The 23054-nt window shown below is 59.9% G+C and carries 22 protein-coding genes; 14 read left to right on the top strand and 8 right to left on the bottom strand.

What is annotated here, in order from left to right; all coding sequences use genetic code 11:
* Positions 1-71 precede the first annotated feature (71 nt).
* The 5 genes from PSH69_RS22035 (at position 72) to PSH69_RS22015 (ending at position 5584) form a co-directional block, all read left to right on the top strand.
* Positions 72-1511 carry a PLP-dependent aminotransferase family protein gene (locus PSH69_RS22035; protein WP_018929883.1) on the top strand — a complete coding sequence of 480 codons (1440 nt, stop codon included), beginning with the start codon at positions 72-74 and terminating at the stop codon, positions 1509-1511.
* 86 nt (positions 1512-1597) lie between these two features.
* Entirely contained in the window at positions 1598-2065 is a 468-nt protein-coding gene (locus PSH69_RS22030; protein ID WP_305409827.1) for a translation initiation factor 2, read from the top strand.
* Positions 2066-2231: 166 nt separating this feature from the next.
* Positions 2232-2486: a YkgJ family cysteine cluster protein gene (locus PSH69_RS22025; RefSeq protein ID WP_305409826.1), complete on the top strand. Its 255-nt coding sequence runs from the start codon at positions 2232-2234 to the stop codon at positions 2484-2486.
* 41 nt (positions 2487-2527) lie between these two features.
* Positions 2528-3130, top strand: a complete 603-nt coding sequence (locus tag PSH69_RS22020; protein WP_305409825.1) for an START domain-containing protein — start codon at positions 2528-2530, stop codon at positions 3128-3130.
* A 360-nt stretch (positions 3131-3490) separates the two neighbouring features.
* The gene (locus tag PSH69_RS22015; RefSeq protein ID WP_305409824.1) at positions 3491-5584 is read left to right on the top strand and encodes an LTA synthase family protein; all 2094 of its coding nucleotides are present in this window, start codon (positions 3491-3493) and stop codon (positions 5582-5584) included.
* A 60-nt stretch (positions 5585-5644) separates the two neighbouring features.
* On the opposite strand, the gene PSH69_RS22010 is transcribed toward PSH69_RS22015, so the two are convergent.
* Positions 5645-5803, bottom strand: a complete 159-nt coding sequence (locus PSH69_RS22010; protein WP_172901242.1) for a DUF3309 family protein — start codon at positions 5801-5803, stop codon at positions 5645-5647.
* Between the two features lie 288 nt (positions 5804-6091).
* Here PSH69_RS22010 and PSH69_RS22005 point away from each other — a divergent pair, with 288 nt between their 5' ends.
* The 3 genes from PSH69_RS22005 to csrA all read left to right on the top strand — a co-directional run bounded on the left by PSH69_RS22005 (position 6092) and on the right by csrA (position 7644).
* A complete protein-coding gene (locus PSH69_RS22005; protein WP_305409823.1) occupies positions 6092-6907 on the top strand; it encodes an SDR family oxidoreductase in 816 nt (271 codons plus the stop codon).
* A gap of 65 nt (positions 6908-6972) precedes the next feature.
* Positions 6973-7305: a YnfA family protein gene (locus PSH69_RS22000; protein WP_019650473.1), complete on the top strand. Its 333-nt coding sequence runs from the start codon at positions 6973-6975 to the stop codon at positions 7303-7305.
* Between the two features lie 153 nt (positions 7306-7458).
* Positions 7459-7644, top strand: coding sequence for a carbon storage regulator CsrA (csrA, locus tag PSH69_RS21995; protein ID WP_019650474.1), 186 nt, complete (start codon positions 7459-7461; stop codon positions 7642-7644).
* A 1-nt stretch (position 7645) separates the two neighbouring features.
* Here the strand turns inward: csrA and PSH69_RS21990 are convergent, their stop codons facing one another.
* The 5 genes from PSH69_RS21990 to mnmC form a co-directional block, all read right to left on the bottom strand.
* Positions 7646-7873 carry a YheU family protein gene (locus PSH69_RS21990; protein WP_003199186.1) on the bottom strand — a complete coding sequence of 76 codons (228 nt, stop codon included), beginning with the start codon at positions 7871-7873 and terminating at the stop codon, positions 7646-7648.
* Between the two features lie 65 nt (positions 7874-7938).
* On the bottom strand, positions 7939-9129 hold the full coding sequence (locus PSH69_RS21985; protein ID WP_018929876.1) for an osmoprotectant NAGGN system M42 family peptidase: 1191 nt from the start codon (positions 9127-9129) through the stop codon (positions 7939-7941).
* A gap of 152 nt (positions 9130-9281) precedes the next feature.
* Positions 9282-11030, bottom strand: coding sequence for an N-acetylglutaminylglutamine synthetase (ngg, locus tag PSH69_RS21980; RefSeq protein ID WP_305409822.1), 1749 nt, complete (start codon positions 11028-11030; stop codon positions 9282-9284).
* A 3-nt stretch (positions 11031-11033) separates the two neighbouring features.
* Positions 11034-12806, bottom strand: coding sequence for an N-acetylglutaminylglutamine amidotransferase (locus PSH69_RS21975; protein WP_305409821.1), 1773 nt, complete (start codon positions 12804-12806; stop codon positions 11034-11036).
* Positions 12807-12928: 122 nt separating this feature from the next.
* The gene (gene mnmC / locus PSH69_RS21970) at positions 12929-14911 is read right to left on the bottom strand and encodes a bifunctional tRNA (5-methylaminomethyl-2-thiouridine)(34)-methyltransferase MnmD/FAD-dependent 5-carboxymethylaminomethyl-2-thiouridine(34) oxidoreductase MnmC (RefSeq protein WP_305409820.1); all 1983 of its coding nucleotides are present in this window, start codon (positions 14909-14911) and stop codon (positions 12929-12931) included.
* Positions 14912-15231: 320 nt separating this feature from the next.
* Here mnmC and pap point away from each other — a divergent pair, with 320 nt between their 5' ends.
* Entirely contained in the window at positions 15232-16755 is a 1524-nt protein-coding gene (pap, locus tag PSH69_RS21965; RefSeq protein ID WP_305409819.1) for a polyphosphate:AMP phosphotransferase, read from the top strand.
* 105 nt (positions 16756-16860) lie between these two features.
* Complete coding sequence (locus PSH69_RS21960; RefSeq protein ID WP_305409818.1) at positions 16861-18045, top strand: thiolase family protein; 1185 nt, start codon at positions 16861-16863, stop codon at positions 18043-18045.
* A 98-nt stretch (positions 18046-18143) separates the two neighbouring features.
* Here the strand turns inward: PSH69_RS21960 and PSH69_RS21955 are convergent, their stop codons facing one another.
* Positions 18144-18347, bottom strand: coding sequence for a DUF6316 family protein (locus PSH69_RS21955; RefSeq protein ID WP_018929870.1), 204 nt, complete (start codon positions 18345-18347; stop codon positions 18144-18146).
* A gap of 201 nt (positions 18348-18548) precedes the next feature.
* Between PSH69_RS21955 and PSH69_RS21950 the strand changes: the two genes are divergently transcribed.
* Positions 18549-19508: a DMT family transporter gene (locus PSH69_RS21950; RefSeq protein ID WP_305409817.1), complete on the top strand. Its 960-nt coding sequence runs from the start codon at positions 18549-18551 to the stop codon at positions 19506-19508.
* A gap of 37 nt (positions 19509-19545) precedes the next feature.
* Here PSH69_RS21950 and PSH69_RS21945 read toward each other — a convergent pair whose 3' ends face one another.
* Positions 19546-20940, bottom strand: a complete 1395-nt coding sequence (locus PSH69_RS21945; protein ID WP_018929868.1) for a class II fumarate hydratase — start codon at positions 20938-20940, stop codon at positions 19546-19548.
* Positions 20941-21132: 192 nt separating this feature from the next.
* On the opposite strand from PSH69_RS21945, the gene PSH69_RS21940 reads away from it, so the two are divergent.
* The 3 genes from PSH69_RS21940 (at position 21133) to PSH69_RS21930 (ending at position 23019) form a co-directional block, all read left to right on the top strand.
* Entirely contained in the window at positions 21133-21663 is a 531-nt protein-coding gene (locus PSH69_RS21940; RefSeq protein WP_018929867.1) for a DUF2059 domain-containing protein, read from the top strand.
* Positions 21664-21675: 12 nt separating this feature from the next.
* On the top strand, positions 21676-21975 hold the full coding sequence (locus tag PSH69_RS21935; protein ID WP_007939900.1) for a BolA family transcriptional regulator: 300 nt from the start codon (positions 21676-21678) through the stop codon (positions 21973-21975).
* 102 nt (positions 21976-22077) lie between these two features.
* Positions 22078-23019: a rhodanese-related sulfurtransferase gene (locus tag PSH69_RS21930; RefSeq protein ID WP_018929865.1), complete on the top strand. Its 942-nt coding sequence runs from the start codon at positions 22078-22080 to the stop codon at positions 23017-23019.
* Positions 23020-23054: the final 35 nt, after the last annotated feature.

The following is a 23054-nucleotide window of genomic DNA, read 5'->3' as shown; positions in this document are numbered from 1 at the left end:
AGTACACTTCTAAACTGTTCCGGTATTGTTTCACACAAGAATAAAATGCCCGTGAAATCGAGTGCTGCGTCATGACCAATCTCTTGCTCTATCAACGTATTGCTCAGCAACTGGCCGAAGACATCCGCCGCGGCGTCTATCAGCCGGGAGAGCGCGTGCCTTCAGTGCGCAAGATGAGCTCGCAGCTCAACGTCAGCCATGCGACGGTGTTGCAGGCCTACGCCAACCTTGAAGATCAAGGGCTGATCCGTGCCCGGCCGCAATCCGGTTACTACGTGCACCAGACACCCGCCCTGACGGCACCGACCCCGGACATCGCCCGGGTCGAGCGCCCAGGCCTGGTCACCCGCAGCAGCATCATTCAGCAAGTCCTGGTTGAATCCCGCCGTGAGGGGGTCTTCCCGTTGGGCGCGGCTGTACCGAGTGTCGATTATCTGCCGGTGCGGGCACTGCATCAGCAACTGGCCAAAGTCACCCGTTTCCATAGTCCGCGCGCGTTCAGCTATATGTTCAGCCCTGGTTTCGAGCCGTTGCGTCGGCAAGTGGCGATCCGCATGCGCGATGCCGGCGTGGTGGTTGATCCGTCGGAAGTGGTAATCACCCACGGCTGCGTCGATGCATTGCAGATGTCTTTGCGCGTACTGACCCGGCCGGGCGATCTGATCGCCGCCGAGTCGCCGACCTATTACGGTTTGCTGCAACTGGCCGACCTGCTGGGGCTGAAAGTCATCGAGATCCCCAGCGATCCGGCCACCGGCATGAGCCTCGAAGCGTTGCAATTGGCGGCCAACCAGTGGTCGATCAAGGCACTGGTGCTGACCACGCGCCTGAGCAATCCCTTGGGCGGCACCATGCCCGAAGAGCGGCAGAAACAACTGCTGCGCCTGGCCTCGGATTTCGATATTCAGATTGTCGAAGACGATATTTACGGCGAGCTGATGTTCGAGCAGGGCCGCACCAAATCGCTCAAGGCCTATGACCGGCTGGATCGGGTGATTTATTGCTCCAGCTTCTCCAAAACCCTGTCGCCCGGCGTGCGGATCGGCTGGATGATTGCCGGCAAGTACCAGCAGGAAATTCAGCGCTTGCAGACGTTCAGCACGCATTCGGCCTGCAGTGTCACGCAAATGGGCATTGCGGCCTATCTGGAGAACGGCGGGTACGACCGGCATTTGCGTTACATCCGTCAGGAGTACCGCAAGAACCTCAGCGCTTTCCAACTGGCAGTGCAGCAATACTTCCCGGAAGGCACACAGATGACCCGGCCTACCGGCGGTTTCATTCTGTGGGTCAGTCTGCCGGGGCGGGTCAATACGCAAGAGTTGCATGTGCGTGCGTTGCAGCAGGGCATCAGTATTGCGCCGGGGCTTATTTTCAGTAACACCGAGCAATTCAATCACTGCATTCGCCTGAACTGCGGCATCCCCTGGAATCGTGAGGCCGAGCGTGCATTGATGACACTGGGGCTGCTGGCGACGCAACTGTGTCAGGAGACAACGAGCGGTTTTTGACAAGCGGGCAGTGATGAACTGCCCGCTTGTCTTGTCGCCTCTAACAGGCGAGCATATAACCTTCTGCCGTTCGCGCCGTTGGGTCCATGAAGCCGATTTTTCCTTCTGCCTGGTTATTGATCTGCCTGTTGATGACTTGTCATGCGGAAGCTGTCATGGCGGCTTCCGTTCAGGAAAAACCGACAGCCAGCATAACCACTGATAAAACAGCGCCGGTCAAAAAAGCCACTCCGGTCAAAAAGAAGGCTGCACCGGTAAAAAAACGCTCCCCCATTGCTTCCAAGTCGAAACCGGCCAGTGAAGTGGTGAAAACCCAACTCCCTCCGGCCACTCTCGACTTGAGCTTGCCCAAGGACAAGGTCGAAGAATTGAAACCGGTCGGCACGGTTCCGTTGCCTCGACACGATGCGGTGTTGCCGCAAATGTTCGGTGGCAAAAGCAGTCCGTTTCAGCTGAACGGTCGCCTGATCAGCAACGAAATGCAGCTGCAACGGCGCAATGAAGAGCGCCGGGACGTTGAAGGCGCGGCGCTGGAATTCGAGTTCAAGCAGTAAATTTCCCCTGTTCGTGACCCGTGAAACAGACGCTTTGTCGGAGACTGGTCAGTCACGTTCGTTTGAGCGTAAAAACCCGGGCCCGGGTAATTTAAAACAACTGTTTTAGCCGTTACTCTGTGCCACGTCCCTTTAACACATTGCTCGTTGTGAGGAGCTTGTCGTCATGAGATGCCGTGAAGGCTGTGGCGCCTGTTGCATTGCCCCTTCCATCAGTTCGCCGATTCCCGGCATGCCCAATGGCAAAGCCGCCGGAGAACGATGCGTACAACTGTCTGCCGATAACCTGTGCAGCATTTTCGGCAAGCCGGAACGCCCCGCGGTGTGTTCGGCATTTGAGTCCGATGTCGAGGTTTGCGGAAGCAGCCGCGACGAAGCGATCAAATTGCTGGGCTGGTGGGAGCAAATGACGGCCGCGTGATGTGTTCAACGAACGGAACTTCAACAATAAGGAATAAGACTATGGGTTCGCTGCATCGTATCGCTGTGCTGTGTGGTTTGACGGTTTTGCTGGCCTCCACGGCCCAGGCCGAAGATTGGAAAACCGCCAAGGACGAAGACGGCATCAAGGTGTCCTTGAGTGAGGTAGCCGGATCCCAATACAAGGCTTACCGTGGTGTAACGATCATGAAGACCACCATGGCCAAACTGCGTGCCCTGCAGGAAGACGTTCCGGGAGCCTGCGCCTGGATTCACGAGTGCAAGGTCCAGAAGCTGCTCAAGCATGAAGGCAACCAGAGCTGGACCTACACTCAGTTCAATACACCGTGGCCGGTGACTTCTCGCGATTCGGTATTGCATGTCACCACCGTTGACGGCGCTGATGGCAGCCTGACCCGCGAGCTGGAAGGGCAGCCGAAGTACCTTCCGGAAGAAAAGGGTTTTGTACGGGTCGCCCAGATCAAGGGTTTCTGGAAGTTCGTGCCTAAAGGCGATCAAGTCGAAGTGACGTATCAGGTCCACACCGATCCAGGCGGCAGCGTGCCGTCGTGGTTGGCCAACAAGTTCGTGGTCGATGCGCCGTTCAATACTCTCAAAGCCCTGAAAGAGCGCGCCGAGAAGTAACCACGTGTCCAGTTGATACGGCCTGTTGAACAACGCCCCGATTTGATCGGGGCGTTTACGTTTTTTACCAAGGGCTGGCTTTATTTTGTTTCCGGATATGCGTTGAACAAAATTTTCACAAAGTCTCCAAGACAATTCGCTCTCGCCTCGACGAGTCAACCCCCGCAACTTTGCGCCACGCCCCTTGTCCCAGAGCGCTACAAGCGACAGTTGGGCTGCCGGACAGTAATCAATGGCAATGCCGCGGTTGATCGTGCAACATTTGCGCACCGCGCACGCCCCGGGGCCGAGGATGGCCAACAGAGGGCAAGGCGCCGCTGTATTTTTGTAACTTCAACTTCCAATGGGTCCTAAAACGACATGGCAAACCCGGACGCCCTGAATCAGCAGCGAGCTACTAGTCGCCTGCTGCAACCGACCGTCAAATCGCATCTGGCCTACACACTGTTGTGCGCCCTGATCATGATGGTCATGTTCAGCCTGCTGCGCGTCGCGCTGCTGGTCTACAACCGCTCGATGATCCTCGACACACCGGCTTCGACCTTCCTGGAAGCGTTCGCCAATGGCCTGCGCTTCGACTTGCGCCTGGTGGTTTACCTCAGCGTTCCGCTGCTGCTGGCCCTGTTCAGCGCCCGGGCCATGGCGGCCCGCGGGTTCTTCCGGCTCTGGTTGACCGTTGCCTCGAGTATCGCGCTGTTCCTCGGCCTGATGGAGATGGACTTTTACCGCGAGTTCCACCAGCGCCTCAACGGCCTGGTCTTCCAGTACGTGAAAGAAGACCCGAAAACCGTGATGAGCATGCTCTGGTACGGTTTTCCGGTAGTTCGCTACCTGTTGGCCTGGGGTGTGGGCACGTTGATTCTGACCCTCGCGTTCAAGGGCGCCGACCGCGCCACTCGTCCTCGCGGGCCGTTCAGCGGTGGCAGCATCGGCACGCGCCAGGTCGCTCCGTGGTATGCGCGCGGCGTGGTGTTCGTGGTCTGCCTGATGGTCTGTGTGGTCGCGGCGCGTGGCACCCTGCGCCAGGGCCCGCCGCTGCGTTGGGGTGACGTCTACACCACCGACTCGAACTTCGCCAACCAGTTGGGCCTCAACGGCACGCTGTCGCTGATCGCCGCGGCCAAGAGCCGGATGTCCGAAGATCGCGACAATATCTGGAAGGCAACGCTGCCACAGCCGCAAGCTCAGCAAATCGTACGTGACATGCTGGTGATGCCGGACGAAAAGCTGGTGGATGCCGATATCGCAGCGGTGCGTCGCGATTACATGCCGCCGGCCGACAAGACCCTGCCGATCAAGAACGTCGTCGTGATCCTGATGGAAAGCATGGCCGGTCACTCGGTGGGGGCCTTGGGCGCACCGGGCAACATCACGCCGTACCTCGATAAACTGTCGAAAGAAGGCCTGCTGTTCGATCGCTTCTTCTCCAACGGGACGCATACCCACCAGGGTATGTTCGCCACCATGGCCTGCTTCCCGAACCTGCCGGGTTTCGAATACCTGATGCAGACCCCGGAAGGCAGCCACAAGTTGTCCGGCCTGCCGCAGCTGCTCAGCGCACGTAATTACGGCGACGTGTATGTCTACAACGGCGATTTTGCCTGGGACAACCAGTCGGGTTTCTTCAGCAACCAGGGCATGACCAACTTCATTGGTCGTAACGACTTCGTGAACCCGGTGTTCTCCGACCCGACCTGGGGCGTGTCCGACCAGGACATGTTCGACCGTGGTCTGGTAGAGCTCAAGGCGCGGGAAAACGGCAAGCCGTTCTATGCGTTGCTGCAAACCCTGTCCAACCACACGCCATATGCTTTGCCAACACCATTGCCGGTTGAACGTGTAACCGATCGCGGCAGCCTGAACGAACATTTGACCGCCATGCGTTACGCGGACTGGGCACTGGGACAATTCTTTGAAAAGGCCCGCAAGGAGCCTTACTTCAAGGAAACCCTGTTTGTCATCGTTGGCGACCATGGTTTTGGCAACGAGCGTCAGATCACCGAAATGGACCTGGGCCGCTTCAACGTACCGATGTTGATGATTGCACCGGGCATCCAGGAAAAGTTCGGCCAGCGTGACCACACCGTGGGCACCCAGATCGACATCGTGCCGACCATCATGGGCCGTATTGGTGGCGAAGTACGTCATCAGTGCTGGGGGCGTGACCTGCTCAACCTGCCTGAAGGCGACACCGGTTTCGGTGTGATCAAGCCGTCGGGTAGCGAGCAGACTACCGCCATCGTTACGGCTGACCAGATCCTGGTGCTGCCGAAAGAAAAGGAAATGGCGCCGAAGATGTACCAGTACGAACTGGGTGCGACGCCTCACGCCGAGATCGTTCCTGATGCACCGCGTACAGCTGAGCTGAAGCTCAAGCTCGAAGCGTTCCTGCAAACGGCGACCAAAAGCCTGCTCGACAACACCGCCGGTGTGGTTAACGGCAAACCGGACTAAGTTTTTCCGGAATACAAAAGAGGCCCTTCGCAGGGCCTCTTTTTTTTGCCGGTAGAATCTCTATATCTTGCCAAGCAGCAATAGGATTAACAGCACCACCAACACCACGCCGATGATACCGGACGGGCCATAACCCCAACTTCTGGAGTGCGGGAAGACCGGCAGGCCGCCTATCAGCAACAGGATAAGAATAACGATAAGAATTGTGCCCATGTCTATTTCCTTGTTGGAAGCGTTGTGGGTTTGACCTGGCGTTTTAGCCATCAGCTGGACTTGTATTAATCTTAGCTGCTTAAAAAATCCGACTCATGGCTATGAAGAAAAATTCCAAGTTTTTTTAATGTTTTTGGAAAGTATGTTTATTTCTTTTGCTGTGTCTCGAAGTTGAAACAACCGGACCGCGCCGTGGTTCATCGCTGGCCATTCAGCACTCTGATGGAGCGTGGGTCGCGCATTATCCTTCGCTACACTCGGTGCATCTTCCCCGGAACAACAAGGCTGTTTGCTATGCAAAATCGCATGATGATCACTGGCGCGGGCTCCGGCCTGGGTCGCGAAATCGCGCTGCGCTGGGCGCGTGAAGGCTGGCAGCTGGCCTTGTCGGATGTCAGTGAGCCCGGCCTGCAGGAAACCCTCAAGTTGGTGCGCGAAGCCGGCGGTGACGGCTTCATTCAGCGCTGCGATGTGCGCGACTACAGTCAGTTGACCGCCTTCGCCCAAGCCTGCGAAGAGAAACTCGGCGGTATCGATGTCATCGTCAACAATGCCGGTGTGGCCTCGGGCGGGTTCTTCAGTGAACTGTCGCTGGAGGACTGGGATTGGCAAATCGCGATCAACCTGATGGGCGTGGTCAAGGGTTGCAAGGCCTTCCTGCCGCTGCTGGAGAAAAGCAAAGGCAAAATCATCAACATCGCCTCGATGGCGGCGCTGATGCAAGGCCCGGCCATGAGCAACTACAACGTGGCCAAGGCCGGTGTGGTGGCGTTGTCCGAAAGTTTGCTGATTGAACTGGCCCATGAGGAAGTCAGCGTGCATGTAGTTTGCCCGTCGTTCTTCCAGACCAATCTGCTGGACTCCTTCCGTGGCCCGACCCCGGCCATGAAAGCTCAGGTCGGCAAATTGCTGGAAAGCTCACCGATCACCGCTGCTGACATTGCCGACTACATCTATCAGCAGGTCGCCGCCGGCGAATTCTTGATCCTGCCTCACGAGCAGGGCCGTGTGGCCTGGGCGATCAAACAGAAAGACCCGCAATTGCTCTACAACGAAATGACTGTGATGGCCGACAAAATGCGCGCCAAGGCCAAACAAAACGCAGGCTGAACTTGCCTGTGCGCAACACCGTCGTTAGGGTGGCCGCCAACCGGCCATCCCAACGAGACGTCTGCATGCTCAATTACCTGTGGTTTTTCCTCGCCGCGCTGTTCGAAATCGCCGGCTGCTTCGCTTTCTGGATGTGGCTGCGCCAGGGTAAAAGCGTGTGGTGGGTCATCCCGGCCTTGCTCAGCCTGACCTTGTTCGCGCTACTGCTGACCCGGGTCGAAGCGAGCTACGCCGGTCGCGCCTATGCCGCCTACGGTGGTATCTACATCATTGCGTCGGTTGGTTGGCTGGCGGTGGTCGAGCGGATTCGACCACTGGGCTCGGACTGGATCGGCGTAGCGCTGTGTGTACTCGGGGCGAGTGTCATTTTGTTTGGTCCGCGCCTTACCGCTTCCTGACGGATCGGTCCTTCATTCAAGCGGTTTGTCAGACACGTCCGTCAGGGTGATGCAGCCTGCATTGTAGGGCGGGACTGTTTTGCGGTCGTTGCATTGAAGACCCGCTCTGCGCAGGGCATCTTCAGGGCCCGGTAACCCTGAAGGATGAATGCCATGCTTGTACTCAGTCGTGTTGTGGGCGAATTGATATCCATTGGTGACAACATTTCCGTGCGGGTGCTCGCCGTCAACGGAAGCAGTGTGCGCTTCGGTGTTGAAGCGCCACAGCAGGTCAACGTACACCGCGCCGAAGTCTACGAGCGCATCCAGATCAAACAGGCAAAAGCCAAAGGTCGTTGACTCAGTCGAACAGGTGCTTGGGCACGTCGTGCTTGAGCATCAACTGGCATTGCTCGCTTTCCGGATCGAAGACGATCAGCGCCTGGCCCTTGGTCAATGCCTGACGCACACGCAACACACGGGTTTCCAGCGGCGTGTCATCGCCATTGTCCGTGCCGTCACGGGTCACGAAATCCTCGATCAGGCGGGTCAGGGTGTCGACTTCAAGTTGGTCGTGGGGGATCAGCATAAGGCACCTCGGTTAAACATTGGCGCGATGCTACGGCGGATATGAACACATCACCAGTGTTCGCCTCAGCTTTCTGTGCGCTGTCCCAGCAGGCTATCCACCGACGGTACCCGGGTATCGCTTTCCATCTGCGTCTCGTGCTCGATCTGGTGACTGAACCGCTCCAGCGATCCCGTGGCTGGTTGTGCATCGCTGGCGAATACCGGCGGGCTGAGAATGTAGGCGCCGAGCAAACGGCTGAGAGCGGCAAGGCTGTCGATGTGGGTACGTTCGTAGCCGTGAGTGGCGTCGCAACCGAAGGCCAGCAGGGCGGTGCGAATGTCATGGCCGGCGGTGACGGCCGAGTGAGCATCGCTGAAGTAATAGCGGAACAGGTCCCGACGTGCCGGCAGTTCGTTGTCAGCGGCCAGGCGTAGCAGATGCCGCGACAGATGATAGTCATAAGGCCCGCCGGAATCCTGCATCGCCACGCTCACCGCGTGTTCGCTGGAGTGCTGGCCGGGCGCGACCGGCGCGATGTCGATGCCGACGAATTCGCTGACATCCCAGGGCAGGGCAGCCGCCGCGCCACTGCCGGTTTCCTCGGTGATGGTGAACAGCGGATGGCAGTCGATCATCAACTCTTCGCCGCTGTCGACAATCGCCTTCAGTGCCGCCAGCAGTGCGGCAACGCCGGCCTTGTCGTCGAGGTGACGGGCGCTGATGTGGCCGCTTTCGGTGAACTCCGGCAACGGGTCGAAGGCGACGAAATCGCCGACGCTGATCCCCAGCGAATCGCAATCGGCGCGGGTGGCGCAATAGGCGTCCAGGCGCAATTCGATGTGATCCCAGCTGATCGGCATTTCATCCACGGCGGTGTTGAACGCGTGCCCGGAAGCCATCAGCGGCAACACGCTGCCGCGGATCACGCCGTTGTCGGTGAACAGGCTGACGCGGCTGCCCTCGGCAAAACGGCTGGACCAGCAGCCGACGGGCGCCAGGGTCAGGCGCCCGTTGTCCTTGATCGCGCGAACCGCCGCGCCAATGGTATCCAGGTGAGCGGAGACTGCTCGGTCCGGACTGTTCTTCTTGCCCTTGAGAGTGGCGCGGATGGTGCCGCGCCGGGTCATTTCAAAGGGAATGCCCAGTTCTTCGAGGCGCTCGGCGACGTACCGCACGATGGTGTCGGTGAACCCGGTGGGGCTGGGAATGGCGAGCATTTCCAGCAGGACTTTTTGCAGGTAATCGAGATCCGGTTCGGGAATTTTGCTGGTCATGGAAACTCCTGATGGGGTGAGAGCTGATCGTTCCCACGCTCTGCGTGGAAATGACTCCTCGGACGCGCAGCAATCGCTTGGGACGCAGAGCGGTCCCTGGCTGCATTCCCACGCAGAGCGTGGGAACGATCATGGGGCCGGGCAGTACATCACTAAGAGACTGCCGGCTGACTATGCGCAAACAACAAATCCACAAACCGCTCGGCCGTCGGCTGCGGTTCATGGTTGGCCAGGCCGGCGCGTTCATTGGCTTCGATAAACACGTACTGCGGCTGGTCGGCGGCCGGCACCATCAGGTCGAGCCCGACCATCGGAATATCCAGCGCTCGCGCCGCGCGCACCGCCGCGTCCACCAAGGCTGGGTGCAGAATCGCCGTGACGTCTTCAAGGATGCCGCCGGTATGAAGATTCGCCGTGCGCCGTACGAACAAGTGCTCGCCGGCCGGCAGAATACTGGCGTAGTCATAACCCGCCGCCTGCAAGGTACGTTGGGTCTCCTGATCCAGCGGGATTTTGCTTTCGCCGCTGGTCGCTGCCTGACGGCGACGGCTCTGGGCCTCGATCAGCGCACCGATGGAATGCTGACCATCACCCACCACTTCCGCCGGCCGGCGAATGGCAGCCGCGACCACCTCGAAGCCGATCACCAGAATCCGCAAATCGAGGCCTTCGTGAAAACTTTCCAGCAGCACTCGACTGTCGAATGCACGGGCGTTTTCGATGGCTTGCTGGACCTCCTCAATACTGCGCAAATCCACCGCCACCCCTTGACCCTGTTCACCGTCCAGCGGTTTGACCACCACCCGTTCGTGCTCGTCGAGAAACGCCAGATTGTCGTCCGCGCTTCCCGCCAGTTGTTGGGCAGGCAGTTTGAGGCCGGCGTTTTTCAGTACCTTGTGAGTCAGGCTTTTGTCCTGGCACAAGGTCATGCTGATGGCGCTGGTCAGATCGCTCAGGGATTCGCGGCAACGCACCCGGCGGCTGCCGTGAATCAAGGTGAACAGGCCGGCCTGGGCGTCATCCACCTGCACCTCAATGCCGCGCCGATGAGCCTCCTCGACGATGATCCGCGCATACGGATTGAACTCGGCTTCGGGGCCGGGGCCGAGAAACAACGGCTGGTTGATGCCGTTCTTGCGCTTGATCGCAAAGGTCGACAAGTTGCGAAAACCGAGCTTGGCGTAAAGACTCTTCGCCTGACGGTTGTTGTGCAGCACCGACAGGTCCAGGTAACTCAGCCCACGGCTCATGAAGTGTTCGATCAAGTGCCGCACCAGCACTTCACCGACGCCTGGGCGGGAGCATTGCGGATCCACCGCCAGACACCACAGGCTGCTGCCGTTTTCCGGGTCGTTGAACGCCTTGTGATGATTCAGGCCCATGACGCTGCCGATAATCGCGCCGCTGTCCTCGTCTTCGGCCAGCCAGTACACCGGGCCGCCCTGGTGATGGGGCGTCAGCAGGTTCGCATCGATCGGTAGCATGCCGCGAGCCTGATACAGCTGATTGATTGCCTGCCAGTCCGCCTCGCTTTGCGCCCGACGAATGCGAAAGCCGCGAAACACTCGGGTGGCCTGACGGTAATCGCTGAACCACAGGCGCAAAGTATCGGACGGGTCGAGAAACAGTTGCGCCGGTTCCAGCCCCAGCACTTGCTGGGGGGCGGCGACGTACAAGGCGATGTCCCGCTCACCGGGCTGCTCATTGAGCAACTCTTGGGCGAGGCTCGCCGCATCGGGAAAGGTATGGCCGATCAGCAACCGGCCCCAACCGCAATGCACGGCGATGGGCGCGGCGCTCAATGCACTGCCGTCTTCGGCCAGGCGTGCCTGCAAGCGTTCGTAGGAGGGTGCCTGACCGCGCAACAGGCGTTGGCTGTAAACCGTGGCGTGGGGTTTCATCGATCAGATTCCTTGTTCACTGAGCCACAGGTTCAGGGCCGCCAATTGCCACAGCTTGGAGCCGCGCAACGGCGTCAACTGGCCTTGCGGATCGGTCAGCAGGCGGTCGAGCATGGCGGGATTGAACAAGCCGCGATCCTGACTCGGATCGAGCAGCAGTTCACGCACCCAATTCAGCGTATCGCCCTGCAAATGCTTGAGGCCAGGCACCGGGAAGTAGCCCTTTTTTCGGTCGATCACTTCGCTTGGAATGACCAGCCGCGCCGCTTCTTTCAGGACTTGCTTGCCGCCATCCGGCAGTTTGAATTTGCCCGGCACCCGCGCTGACAATTCCACCAGGCGATAGTCGAGAAACGGCGTGCGCGCTTCCAGGCCCCAGGCCATGGTCATGTTGTCGACCCGTTTGACCGGGTCGTCCACCAGCATCACGGTGCTGTCCAGGCGTAGGGCTTTGTCCACCGCCGCGTCGGCACCGGGCTGTGCGAAATGTTCTTTCACGAAGTCGCCGGCGGCATCGTTGGCTGTCAGCCATTTCGGCTGCACTGTGGCGGCATAGTCGGCATAGCTGCGGTCGAAAAACGCATCGCGATATGCCGCATACGGATCGCTCGCGCCGTCCACCTGCGGATACCAGTGATACCCGGCGAACAACTCGTCCGCACCCTGGCCGCTCTGCACCACTTTGCAATGCTTGGCCACTTCCCGGGACAGCAGGTAGAAGGCAATGCAGTCATGGCTGACCATCGGCTCGCTCATGGCGCGGAATGCTGCCGGCAGTTGCTCGATGATTTCTTGTTCGTCGATACGCAGTTGATGGTGCCGGGTGCCGTAGTGTTTGGCGATCAAGTCCGAATACTGAAATTCATCACCGCGCTCGCCACCGGCATCCTGGAAACCGATGGAAAAGGTCGACAAGTCTTCGACCCCGACTTCGCGTAACAGCCCCACCAACAGACTCGAATCGACACCACCGGACAGCAGCACACCGACATCCACCGCCGCCCGTTGACGGATCGCCACCGCTTCACGGGTGGTGTCGAGCACGCGATCGCGCCAGTCTTCGAGGGTCAGATTCAGTTCGTCGGCATGTGGGCCGTAGGGCAGGGTCCACCAGGTTTTCTGCTCGGTGGTGCCGTCGGCTTCGATACGCATCCAGCTCGCCGGGGGCAGTTTTTCGATGCCCGCCAGCAAGGTGCGCGGGGCCGGGACCACCGCGTGGAAGTTCAGGTAATGATTGAGCGCCACCGGATCGAGGATCGGGTTGATGTCGCCGCCCTTGAGCAATGCCGGCAATGCCGAGGCAAAGCGCAGGCGCTGGCCGGTGCGCGACAGGTACAGCGGCTTCACACCGAGACGGTCGCGGGCGATGAACAGACGCTGGGCGTCGCGTTCCCAAATGGCGAAGGCGAACATGCCGTTGAGCTTGGGCAACAGCGCTTCACCCCAGGCGTGATAGCCCTTGAGCAGCACTTCGGTGTCGCCACCGGAGTAGAAGGCATAGCCGAGGCTTTCCAGCTCGGTGCGCAGTTCCGGGAAGTTGTAGATGGCGCCATTGAAGGCCAGGGACAGGCCCAGTTGGTTATCGATCATCGGCTGCGCCGAGCCGTCCGACAGGTCCATGATTTTCAGGCGCCGATGGCCCAGGGCAATCGGGCCCTGGCTGTGGAAACCCCACGCATCAGGGCCGCGAGGGGCCAGGTGATGGGTGATTCGTTCAATGGCTGCGAGATCCGCAGGTTGATGGTCGAAACGTAATTCTCCAGCTAATCCGCACATAAGTCCTTACCGGTTTTTCCGTTGGGGAGGGTCAATCGATACCCGCCAAAAACGGCGGGTACCCGGAAACTGACCCGGCTGAATCCCTGGAGTTTTAGACCGATAAGTTATAAGTCTGTGTGTCAGACTTTTCCGCGGATCAACTGGCGCAAGGCAAAACGGTTGGGATGGCAGGCTTCGGCCACGGTTTTGGGCAAGGGCAAAGGCTCGTTCTCAAGCCATGCCGCCAACAGTTCGCCGGACAATGGCGCGGTGATCAAACCGCGAGAACCATGACCGCTGTTGACGTAAAACCCATCAAACCACGGGCAGGGCACATCGGGCACTTGCCGGGCATCTTTGCTCAGCGCGGCATAGGCATTGGCGAAGCTGGCCTGATCGGCCAACGGTCCGACGATCGGCAGGTAATCGGGACTGGTGCAGCGGAACGCCGCGCGCCCTTCAAGCTGCTGCGGGTCCAGGTCTTGAACATGCAGGCGGGTGACCAGGTCGGTGGAGATTTCTTCGAGCAACGCCAGGTTGCCGAGGTGTTCGGCGACGGTCGGGGCCAGATCGTCACTCTTGAAATCGAAGCTGGCGCCAAGCGTGTGTTCGCCGAGGCGCGCGGGTGCCACATAGCCTTCGGCGCAGACGACGGTCGCCAGGCTCTGGCTTTCCGGGGTTTGCGCCAGCCGGGTGATCTGGCCGCGAATGCGTTTGAGGGGCAGCTCGGCGCTCTGGGGAAAACGCTTGATCTCGGCGGCGCCGGCCAGAATCACCACGGGGGCACTGGCTAAAAGTGCTTCGCCATCCCAGGCCTGCCATTGATCATCGACCTTGCGCAGTTCCAGCACCTCGCGATGGGGCAGCCACTGAATGTTCGTTGAAGACGCCTGCCGCTGACACAACGCGGGCGGATGAACCCAGCCGCCTTCGGGGAAGAACAAGCCGCCGTGCTCCAGTTCGATACCGGCCCGGGCCTGTGCCTGCGGTTGATCGAGCAGGTGTACCAGGTCTGGCGAAAAAGCGGCGGCCAATTGCGTCTGACGCTCGGCTTCCTTGGCATTGAAGGCCAGTTGCAAGACCCCGCAATCGTCCCAGTCGACGCCGCGCTGCAATTGTTCCAGCAGGCGCCGGGTATAACCAAAACCGCTGACGATCAATTGCGACAGCGCGGTGCCGTGGGCCGAAAGCTTGAGGTACAGCACGCCCTGAGGATTGCCCGAGGCTTCCTGCGCCAGTGCTTCGTGGCGCTCCAACAGGCTCACTTGCCAACCCCGCGCGGCGAGACTGGCGGCGCTGGCGCAACCGGCCAGCCCGGCACCGATCACCAGGGCGCGGCGCTCGCCGGTCGGCGGGGTTGGGCGAGCGAACCAGGGTTTAGTCGCGGCAGGTGGTACGGTCTCTTCAGGCCAGCCAAGAAAGGTGCCCCGCAGGATCTCCCACTTGTGACCGATGCCTGGCGTGCGTTTCATCTTGAAGCCTGCGGCGTTCAACAGGCGGCGTACCCAGCCGGTGCTGGTAAACGTGCTGATGGTAGAGCCGGGTGCCGCCAGACGCGCCAGTTCAGCAAACAGCTCGGCAGTCCACATGTCGGGGTTTTTCGCCGGGGCGAAACCGTCGAGGAACCAGGCGTCGATCTGCGCGTCCAGTTGCGGCAACTGCTCCAGTGCATCGCCAATCAGCAGGGTCAGGGTGACGCGGCCATTGCCCAGCACCAGGCGCTGGAAACCTTGATGAATCGCCACGTATTGCGCCAGCAATTGATCGGCGAACGGCTTGAGGTCCGGCCATAACGCCAGGGCCCGTTGCAGATCGGCGGTGCTCAGCGGGTACTTTTCGACACTGACAAAATGCAGCCGCGCACCGGCCACTGCGTGCTGTTCGAACAACTGCCAAGCACAGAGAAAATTCAGTCCGGTGCCGAAACCTGTTTCGCCAATCACCAGTCGCCCACCCGCCGGCAATGCGGCGAAGCGGTCACGCAAATCGTTTTGCTCCAGAAACACGTAACGGGTTTCTTCAAGGCCCGACTGGTCGGAAAAGTACACATCATCGAACACCCGCGAACGCGGGCGACCTTGGTCGTCCCAGTCGAGCTGGGCGTGGGGCAATACAGGTTTCATGGCAGGCTCGGCAACGGCAAGACCGCCATTCTAGCCGATCGCCACGGTGGTGCCTGATCCGTGGCAAGTGGCACATTCGGGAGGCAGGGAGAATCGTCGCTTTGTGGCGAGGGAGCTTGCTCCCGCTCGGGTGCGAAGCAGCCGCAAGTTGGTTGTCTGTGTACCCCCGGAGTACAAGTTTTTTGGTATCGGGACGGCTTCGCCGTCCAGCGGGAGCAAGCTCCCTCGCCACAGGGTTCGTATCAGTCTCAAAGATGGATTTGTCCTGCGCATGAGACGTCAATCCGCTAGTCTTTCTCAATCTTGGAAGGAGCGTCTCCATGTTCGAATCCGCCGAAATCGGTCATGCCATTGACAAAGAAACCTATGAAGCCGAAGTGCCGGCCCTGCGTGAAGCCTTGCTCGAAGCGCAGTTCGAACTTCGGCAGCAACATCGTTTTCCAGTGATCATTTTGATCAACGGCATCGAAGGGGCCGGCAAGGGCGAGACGGTCAAGTTGCTCAACGAATGGATGGACCCGCGCCTGATCGAGGTCCGCACCTTCGACCAGCAGACCGACGAAGAGCTGGCTCGACCACCCGCCTGGCGCTACTGGCGGATGCTCCCGGCCAAGGGGCGCATGGGGATTTTCTTCGGTAACTGGTACAGCCAGATGCTGCAAGGGCGGGTTCATGGTTTGTTCAAGGATCCGCGACTCGACCAAGCCATCAACGGCGCCGAGCGGCTGGAGAAGATGTTGTGCGACGAAGGCGCGCTGATCTTCAAGTTCTGGTTTCACCTCTCCAAGAAACAAATGAAAGCGCGGCTCAAGGCGCTGAACGACGATCCGCTGCACAGCTGGCGCATCAGCCCGCTGGACTGGCAACAATCCGCGACCTACGACAAGTTCGTGAAGTACGGCGAACGGGTGCTGCGCCGTACCAGCCGCGACTATGCGCCGTGGCATGTGATTGCCGGCCTGGATGCGCGTTATCGCAGCCTGGCGGTCGGCAAGATTCTGCTCGAGGGCCTGCAGAGCGCACTCAAGAGGCCCAGGATTCACCCGCACAAAGTCAGTGCCGCGCCCTTGTCTCCCAGCGTCGATCACGTGAATCTGCTCGACAGTCTGGACCTGACCCTGAACCTGGACAAGGACGATTACGAAGAGCAACTGATTACCGAGCAGGCACGGTTTTCCGGGCTGATGCGCGACAAACGCATGCGTCGTCACGCGTTGATCGCGGTGTTCGAGGGCAACGACGCGGCAGGCAAGGGCGGGGCGATCCGTCGGGTGGCCGCGGCACTCGACCCACGTCAGTACAACATCGTGCCGATCGCCGCGCCTACCGAAGAAGAACGGGCGCAGCCGTATCTCTGGCGGTTCTGGCGGCATATTCCGGCGCGGGGAAAATTCACTGTGTTCGATCGTTCCTGGTATGGCCGGGTGCTGGTGGAGCGCATCGAGGGTTTTTGCAGCGAGGCGGACTGGTTGCGTGCCTACAGCGAGATCAACGACTTCGAAGAGCAGCTCGACGATGCCGGGGTGATCGTGGTCAAGTTCTGGCTGACCATCGACAAACAGACTCAGATGGAGCGCTTCCAGGAGCGCGAAGAGATCCCCTTCAAGCGTTTCAAGATCACTGAAGACGACTGGCGTAACCGCGACAAGTGGGACGATTACCGCGCTGCGGTCGGCGATATGGTGGACCGCACCAGCACCGAGGTATCGCCCTGGACCCTGGTGGAAGCCAACGACAAGCGCTGGGCGCGGGTCAAGGTATTGCGCACCCTCAATGAGGCGCTGGAAACAGCATTCGAAAAGTCCGACAAACGGGAGAAGAAACTGCAGAAGCGCAAGCGCTGAGCCGATGGTTACGCATACGCGGGGTGAATGATTGTCGCGGTCAGTCATGAGTGGGGCTTATGCTCGGTCCAACTCCCGACTGACAACAACAATGAGGTGTATGCCATGCGTGAAGTGGTGATCGTCGACAGCGTGCGGACCGGCCTGGCCAAATCCTTTCGCGGCAAGTTCAACATGACCCGTCCCGACGACTTGGCGGCCCACTGTGTCAACGCGCTGCTCACGCGCAATGATGTCGACCCGGCCAGCGTTGAGGATTGCATCGTCGGCGCCGGTTCCAACGAAGGCGCTCAGGGTTACAACATCGGTCGCAACGTCGCGGTGCTGTCGCACCTGGGCATCGGCACGGGTGGCATGACCCTTAACCGCTTCTGTTCGTCGGGTTTGCAGGCCATCGCGATTGCCGCCAATCAGATCGCTTCCGGTTGCAGCGACATCATCGTCGCCGGCGGTGTCGAGTCGATCAGCCTGACCATGAAAAGCGTCAACACCGATCACCTGATCAACCCGCTGCTGAAAGAGCAGGTGCCAGGTATCTATTTCCCCATGGGCCAGACGGCCGAGATCGTCGCGCGTCGTTACGGCGTCAGCCGTGAAGAGCAGGATCTGTACGCCCTGCAAAGCCAGCAACGTACCGCTCTGGCGCAGGCCGCCGGGTTGTTCAACGATGAAATCGTGCCGATGGCAGTGAAGTTTCGCGTTGAAGACAAGGCCACCGGCCAGGTGCAAATCCTCGACGGCATTGTCGATCACGACGACTGCAACCGCCCCGACACCACCCTGCAAAGCCTGGCCGGGTTAAAACCGGTGTTTGCCGAAGACGGCTCGGTGACCGCCGGCAACTCGTCGCAGCTGTCTGACGGTGCTTCGATGACGCTGGTGATGAGCCTGGAAAAAGCCCTGGCGCTGGGGCTCAAGCCCAAAGCCTTCTTTCGCGGTTTCGCCGTGGCCGGATGCCAGCCGGACGAGATGGGCATCGGCCCGGTGTTCTCGGTGCCGAAACTGCTCAAGGCCAAGGGGTTGCAGGTTGCCGACATTGATTTGTGGGAGCTCAACGAAGCGTTCGCCTCGCAATGCCTGTACAGCCGCGACCGGCTGGAGATCGACAACGACAAATACAACGTCAATGGCGGCTCGATTTCCATCGGCCACCCGTTCGGCATGACCGGTTCGCGTCAGGTCGGGCACATCGTGCGCGAGTTGCAGCGGCGTAACCTGCGTTACGGCATCGTCACCATGTGCGTGGGGGGCGGGATGGGGGCTACGGGGTTGTTTGAGGCGGTGCGGTAATTCCGTAAGGTCGCCTTCGCGGGCAAGCCTCGCTCCACAGGATGCACGCAATCCCTTAGGAGCGAGCGGTGCGGCGATCCGACTTGCCCGCGAAGCAGTCACCTCGATGACATGTTCATGCTCAAAACCTGCATCCGCTCGATATAAGCCTGGATCTCCTTCTCGGCCGTCGCCGCATTATCGAACGGCCCCTCCAGGGTCTGTTCCCGGGTGGTGAAATACAACTCCCCATTGACACGACACAACCGGTCACAGCGAAAGTGCGTGGTGGGGGCGGTGTCCTGGGCGCGCATGCCGTACATGGGCGATCTCCTGCAGAGGGCGGTTTCAATGAGCTTATGCATGAACCCTTTGCAACGCCTGGCGAGCTGATCGACGGCATCCCGTCAATGTCATGGTGCGACCTGCACAGTTTCATTTGCGGCCCGTGGGCAACTGTCCCTGTGTCGCGCCCCGGTCTGAGCCTAGAATGACCGTTCTCGTCAACGGGCTTCGGGGTCAGCATGCATATTTCATCGGGTCGCTGGGTGTACGGTTTATTCCTGGCCTTGCTGACCGCGTTGTTGTGGGGAATCCTGCCGATCAAACTCAAGCAAGTGCTGCTGGTGATGGACCCGGTGACGGTGACCTGGTTTCGTTTGCTGGTGTCCGGCGGTTGCCTGTTTATTTATCTGGCGGCGACCAGGCGCCTGCCGAGTCGCAAAGTGCTCGGCCCGCGTGGTGGCTGGCTGGTGGTAATGGCGGTACTCGGTCTGGTCGGCAACTACGTGCTGTACCTGATGGGCCTGAACCTGCTCAGCCCCGGCACCGCGCAGCTGGTGGTGCAAATGGGTCCGATCATGTTGCTGATCGCCAGTCTGTTCGTGTTCAAGGAGCGTTTCAGCGTGGGGCAGGGGATTGGCCTGCTGGTGCTGCTGATCGGCTTTGCACTGTTCTTCAATCAGCGCTTGGGCGAGTTGCTCACCTCCCTGACCGATTACACCGCGGGTGTGCTGATGGTGCTGTTGGCGTCGACGGTCTGGACCTTCTATGCCTTGGGTCAGAAGCAGTTGCTCACGGTGTGGAATTCGTTGCAGGTGATGATGGTGATTTACCTGTTCTGCGCGCTGTTGCTCACGCCGTGGGTGCATCCGCTGGAAGCACTGCAACTGAGCCCGCTGCAAGGCTGGCTGCTGCTGGCGTGCTGTTTGAACACCCTGATCGCTTATGGCGCCTTCGCCGAAGCGCTGGCCCATTGGGAAGCTTCGCGAGTCAGCGCGACGCTGGCGATCACACCGTTGGTGACCTTTGCCGCCGTGGCTGTGGCTGCGTGGTTATGGCCTGATTTTGTGCATGCCGAAACGATCAACGGTCTGGGTTATGGCGGGGCGGTGCTGGTGGTGCTCGGGTCGGCGCTGGTGGCGTTGGGGCCATCGTTGATCGCCGGGCTTCGTGCCAGAAAGATCAAAATGGCGGTTGAGTGATCGTTCCCACGCAGAGCGTGGGAACGATCAGGGATAATCAGCCCTTGGCGCCCGCCTCCAGCATATTCTCCGGCCTCACCCACGCATCGAACTCTTCATTGGTCAGATACCCCAACTTCAACGCCGCCTCACGCAGTGTCAGCCCCTCGCTGTAGGCCTTCTTGGCAATCTCGGCTGATTTGTCGTAGCCGATGTGCGGGTTCAGCGCCGTCACCAGCATCAAGCCTCGTTCCAGATGCTCGGCCATTTTCTCGGCATCCGGTTCCAGGCCGGCGATGCAATGCTGCTGGAAGTTGCTGCAGCCGTCGCCCAGCAAGCGGATCGATTGCAGCAGGTTGTGGATGATCACCGGTTTGAACACGTTCAATTGCAGATGCCCCTGACTGGCGGCAAAACCGATGGCGACGTCGTTGCCCAACACCTGACAGGCCAGCATCGACAACGCTTCGCACTGGGTCGGGTTGACCTTGCCGGGCATGATCGAGCTGCCTGGCTCGTTGGCCGGCAGTTTCACCTCGGCAAACCCGGCTCGCGGTCCGGAGCCCAGCACGCGCAGGTCGTTGGCGATTTTCATCAGGGTCACGGCGAGGGTTTTCAGGGCGCCGGACAGCGTGGTCAGTGGCTCATGACCGGCCAGTGCGGCGAATTTGTTCGGCGCGGTGACGAACGGCAGGCCGGAGAGGGCGGCCAGTTCGGCGGCGATCGCCTCGCCAAAACCGTGGGGTGAGTTCAACCCGGTGCCGACCGCGGTGCCGCCCTGGGCCAGTTCACAGACCGCCGGCAACGCGCTGCGGATCGCCCGCTCGGCGTAATCCAGTTGTGCGATGAACGCCGAGAGTTCCTGACCGAAGGTAATCGGCGTGGCGTCCATCATGTGGGTACGACCGGTCTTGACCAGTTTCATGTGCCGCGCGGACAGCTCCGCCAAGCCGCCGGACAACTCAGCGATCGCCGGCAGCAAATGCTGTTGCACCGCCTGAACCGTCGCGATGTGCATGGCCGTGGGGAAGCAATCGTTGGAACTCTGGGAGCGGTTGACGTGATCGTTGGGGTGCACCGGGCTCTTGCCACCGCGTGGGTTGCCGGCCAGTTCGTTGGCGCGCCCGGCGATCACTTCGTTGACGTTCATGTTGCTCTGGGTGCCGCTGCCGGTCTGCCAGACCACCAGCGGGAACTGGTCGTCATGTTGGCCGTCGAGCACTTCGTCGGCCGCTTGTTCGATCAGGCGGGCGATGTCGGCGGGCAGGTCGCCATTACGATCGTTGACGCGTGCCGCGGCTTTCTTGATCAGGGCCAGGGCATGCAACACAGCCAGCGGCATGCGTTCGTTGCCAATGGCGAAATTAATCAGCGAGCGTTGCGTCTGAGCGCCCCAGTAAGCGTCATCCGGGACTTCCACCTGGCCTAGGCTGTCGGTTTCGATACGGCTCATCATGCACACTCCTGTAGGTCTGATAGCGCAGTTTAGGCTGTGATCGCCGGTCGTGGTTCCATCAGTCTGGAATTTGACCGTTCAACCCCTCTAAATCAGTCGCGACAAGGCTTGGGGTTGAGCGACACACTTTTTTAGGCGCAGAATGGTCGCCCTTGGGGTTATACCTCGCCTGCTAGAAAAGGAAACTCGATGACTCGTCTTCGTGCCATCTGTACCGCGGTTGCACTGGTTTGCGCCAGCGGCCAGGTTTTTGCCGATACCGCCAGCCACAACGCCAGTGCCGAAGCTTTCCTGACCCTGGCGCACGCTGACAAACTGGGCACTCCGGTGTACATGCAAGTGCAGCAAATGTTCGCTCAGCGCTTTGAACAGACCAAAGCCCCTGAGTCGAAGAAAGCCGTTCTGGAAACTTATCAGGCCAAGGCCAACGCAGCGCTGGACGCAGCCATTGGCTGGAACAAGCTGAAGCCGGACATGGTCAAGCTCTACACCACCAACTTCAGCGAATCCGAGCTCAAGGATCTGGTGGCGTTCTACCAGTCGCCACTGGGCAAGAAAGTCCTGGAAAAAATGCCGCAGCTGACTCAGCAATCGGCCCAGATGACTCAAGCCAAGCTTGAAAGCGCGGTGCCTGTGGTCAACAAACTGCTGGCTGACATGACTAACGAGCTGGATCCTAAAGCCGGCGCCGCTGCTCCTGCAGCCAAGAAAAAGCCTTAAGCGGAGCCGGGTATGACCATGCAACAACGCATCGAATCGACGCTGGGGCTGCTGCAGCCCGAGCACTTGCAAGTGCTGGATGAAAGCCACATGCACAGCCGTGGGTTGCAGACCCACTTCAAGGCGGTGGTGGTCAGCCGGCAGTTCGAAGGGCTCAATCGCGTCAAGCGTCACCAGAAGGTGTACGGCACTTTGGGCGAACTGATGGGCGAGTTCCATGCGTTGGCGCTGCATACCTACACGCCGGAGGAATGGGCGCAGATCGACGCGGCTCCGGCCTCGCCGACCTGTGCTGGCGGCAGCAAGCATTAACCCTTGGTTTTTTGCTAGAATCCGCAACGCGCCGCTCACCCGGCGCGTTTTTTTTCGCATCCGGTTCACCCCTTACGAGGGTAGCCACCTGGAGAATTACCCATGACACAACAGATTGTCGTGGCGGCACTGTATAAGTTCGTCACCCTGGAAAATTACGTTGATCTGCGCGAGCCACTGCTGCAAGCGATGATCGACAACGGCATCAAAGGCACGCTGCTGATCGCCGAAGAAGGCATCAACGGCACCGTGTCCGGCAGCCGCGAAGGCATCGACGGGCTGATGGCCTGGCTCAAGAACGACCCGCGCATGGACGACATCGACCACAAGGAGTCGTACTGCGACGAGCAGCCGTTCTACCGCACCAAAGTCAAACTCAAGAAAGAAATCGTCACCCTGGGCGTTGAGGGCGTGGACCCGAACAAAAAGGTCGGCACCTATGTGGATCCGCAGAACTGGAACGCGCTCATCAGCGATCCGGAAGTGCTGTTGATCGACACCCGCAATGACTACGAAGTCTCGATCGGCACCTTCGAGGGCGCCATCGATCCGAAGACCACCAGTTTTCGCGAATTTCCCGACTACATCAAAGCCAACTTCGACCCGGCCGTGCACAAGAAAGTCGCGATGTTCTGCACCGGCGGCATTCGCTGCGAGAAGGCGTCGAGCTACATGCTCAGTCAGGGTTTCGACGAGGTCTATCACCTCAAGGGCGGCATCCTGAAGTACCTCGAAGAGGTGCCGCAGGAAGAAACCAAATGGCAGGGCGACTGCTTCGTGTTCGATAACCGCGTGACCGTTCGTCACGATCTCAGCGAAGGCGACTACGATCAATGTCATGCCTGTCGTACGCCCGTCAGCGTTGAAGACCGCGCATCCGAGCACTATGTGGCCGGCATCAGTTGCCCGCATTGCTGGGATAAGCTGAGCGAGAAAACCCGTCGCAGTGCCATCGACCGGCAGAAGCAGATCGAACTGGCCAAGGCGCGCAACATGCCGCACCCGATTGGTTACAACTACAAGCAATCCGCTTCCGAGGCTTGAACCATGTCTGCACGCCTGCTCTATGTGATGGATCC

The sequence above is a fragment of the Pseudomonas sp. FP1740 genome, assembly GCF_030687165.1.
Taxonomy (GTDB): Bacteria; Pseudomonadota; Gammaproteobacteria; order Pseudomonadales; family Pseudomonadaceae; genus Aquipseudomonas.
The sequence above is the reverse complement of the archived record's forward strand: the minus strand, read 5'-3'. Positions and strand labels throughout refer to the sequence as shown.

Coding starts and splice junctions, on each gene's coding strand:
- PSH69_RS22035 (WP_018929883.1), top strand. CDS start 72: ATGACCAATCTCTTGCTCTATCAACGTATTGCTCAGCAACTGGCCGAA.
- PSH69_RS22030 (WP_305409827.1), top strand. CDS start 1,598: ATGAAGCCGATTTTTCCTTCTGCCTGGTTATTGATCTGCCTGTTGATG.
- PSH69_RS22025 (WP_305409826.1), top strand. CDS start 2,232: ATGAGATGCCGTGAAGGCTGTGGCGCCTGTTGCATTGCCCCTTCCATC.
- PSH69_RS22020 (WP_305409825.1), top strand. CDS start 2,528: ATGGGTTCGCTGCATCGTATCGCTGTGCTGTGTGGTTTGACGGTTTTG.
- PSH69_RS22015 (WP_305409824.1), top strand. CDS start 3,491: ATGGCAAACCCGGACGCCCTGAATCAGCAGCGAGCTACTAGTCGCCTG.
- PSH69_RS22005 (WP_305409823.1), top strand. CDS start 6,092: ATGCAAAATCGCATGATGATCACTGGCGCGGGCTCCGGCCTGGGTCGC.
- PSH69_RS22000 (WP_019650473.1), top strand. CDS start 6,973: ATGCTCAATTACCTGTGGTTTTTCCTCGCCGCGCTGTTCGAAATCGCC.
- csrA (WP_019650474.1), top strand. CDS start 7,459: ATGCTTGTACTCAGTCGTGTTGTGGGCGAATTGATATCCATTGGTGAC.
- PSH69_RS21990 (WP_003199186.1), bottom strand. CDS start 7,873: ATGCTGATCCCCCACGACCAACTTGAAGTCGACACCCTGACCCGCCTG.
- PSH69_RS21985 (WP_018929876.1), bottom strand. CDS start 9,129: ATGACCAGCAAAATTCCCGAACCGGATCTCGATTACCTGCAAAAAGTC.
- ngg (WP_305409822.1), bottom strand. CDS start 11,030: ATGAAACCCCACGCCACGGTTTACAGCCAACGCCTGTTGCGCGGTCAG.
- PSH69_RS21975 (WP_305409821.1), bottom strand. CDS start 12,806: ATGTGCGGATTAGCTGGAGAATTACGTTTCGACCATCAACCTGCGGAT.
- mnmC (WP_305409820.1), bottom strand. CDS start 14,911: ATGAAACCTGTATTGCCCCACGCCCAGCTCGACTGGGACGACCAAGGT.
- pap (WP_305409819.1), top strand. CDS start 15,232: ATGTTCGAATCCGCCGAAATCGGTCATGCCATTGACAAAGAAACCTAT.
- PSH69_RS21960 (WP_305409818.1), top strand. CDS start 16,861: ATGCGTGAAGTGGTGATCGTCGACAGCGTGCGGACCGGCCTGGCCAAA.
- PSH69_RS21955 (WP_018929870.1), bottom strand. CDS start 18,347: ATGTACGGCATGCGCGCCCAGGACACCGCCCCCACCACGCACTTTCGC.
- PSH69_RS21950 (WP_305409817.1), top strand. CDS start 18,549: ATGCATATTTCATCGGGTCGCTGGGTGTACGGTTTATTCCTGGCCTTG.
- PSH69_RS21945 (WP_018929868.1), bottom strand. CDS start 20,940: ATGAGCCGTATCGAAACCGACAGCCTAGGCCAGGTGGAAGTCCCGGAT.
- PSH69_RS21940 (WP_018929867.1), top strand. CDS start 21,133: ATGACTCGTCTTCGTGCCATCTGTACCGCGGTTGCACTGGTTTGCGCC.
- PSH69_RS21935 (WP_007939900.1), top strand. CDS start 21,676: ATGACCATGCAACAACGCATCGAATCGACGCTGGGGCTGCTGCAGCCC.
- PSH69_RS21930 (WP_018929865.1), top strand. CDS start 22,078: ATGACACAACAGATTGTCGTGGCGGCACTGTATAAGTTCGTCACCCTG.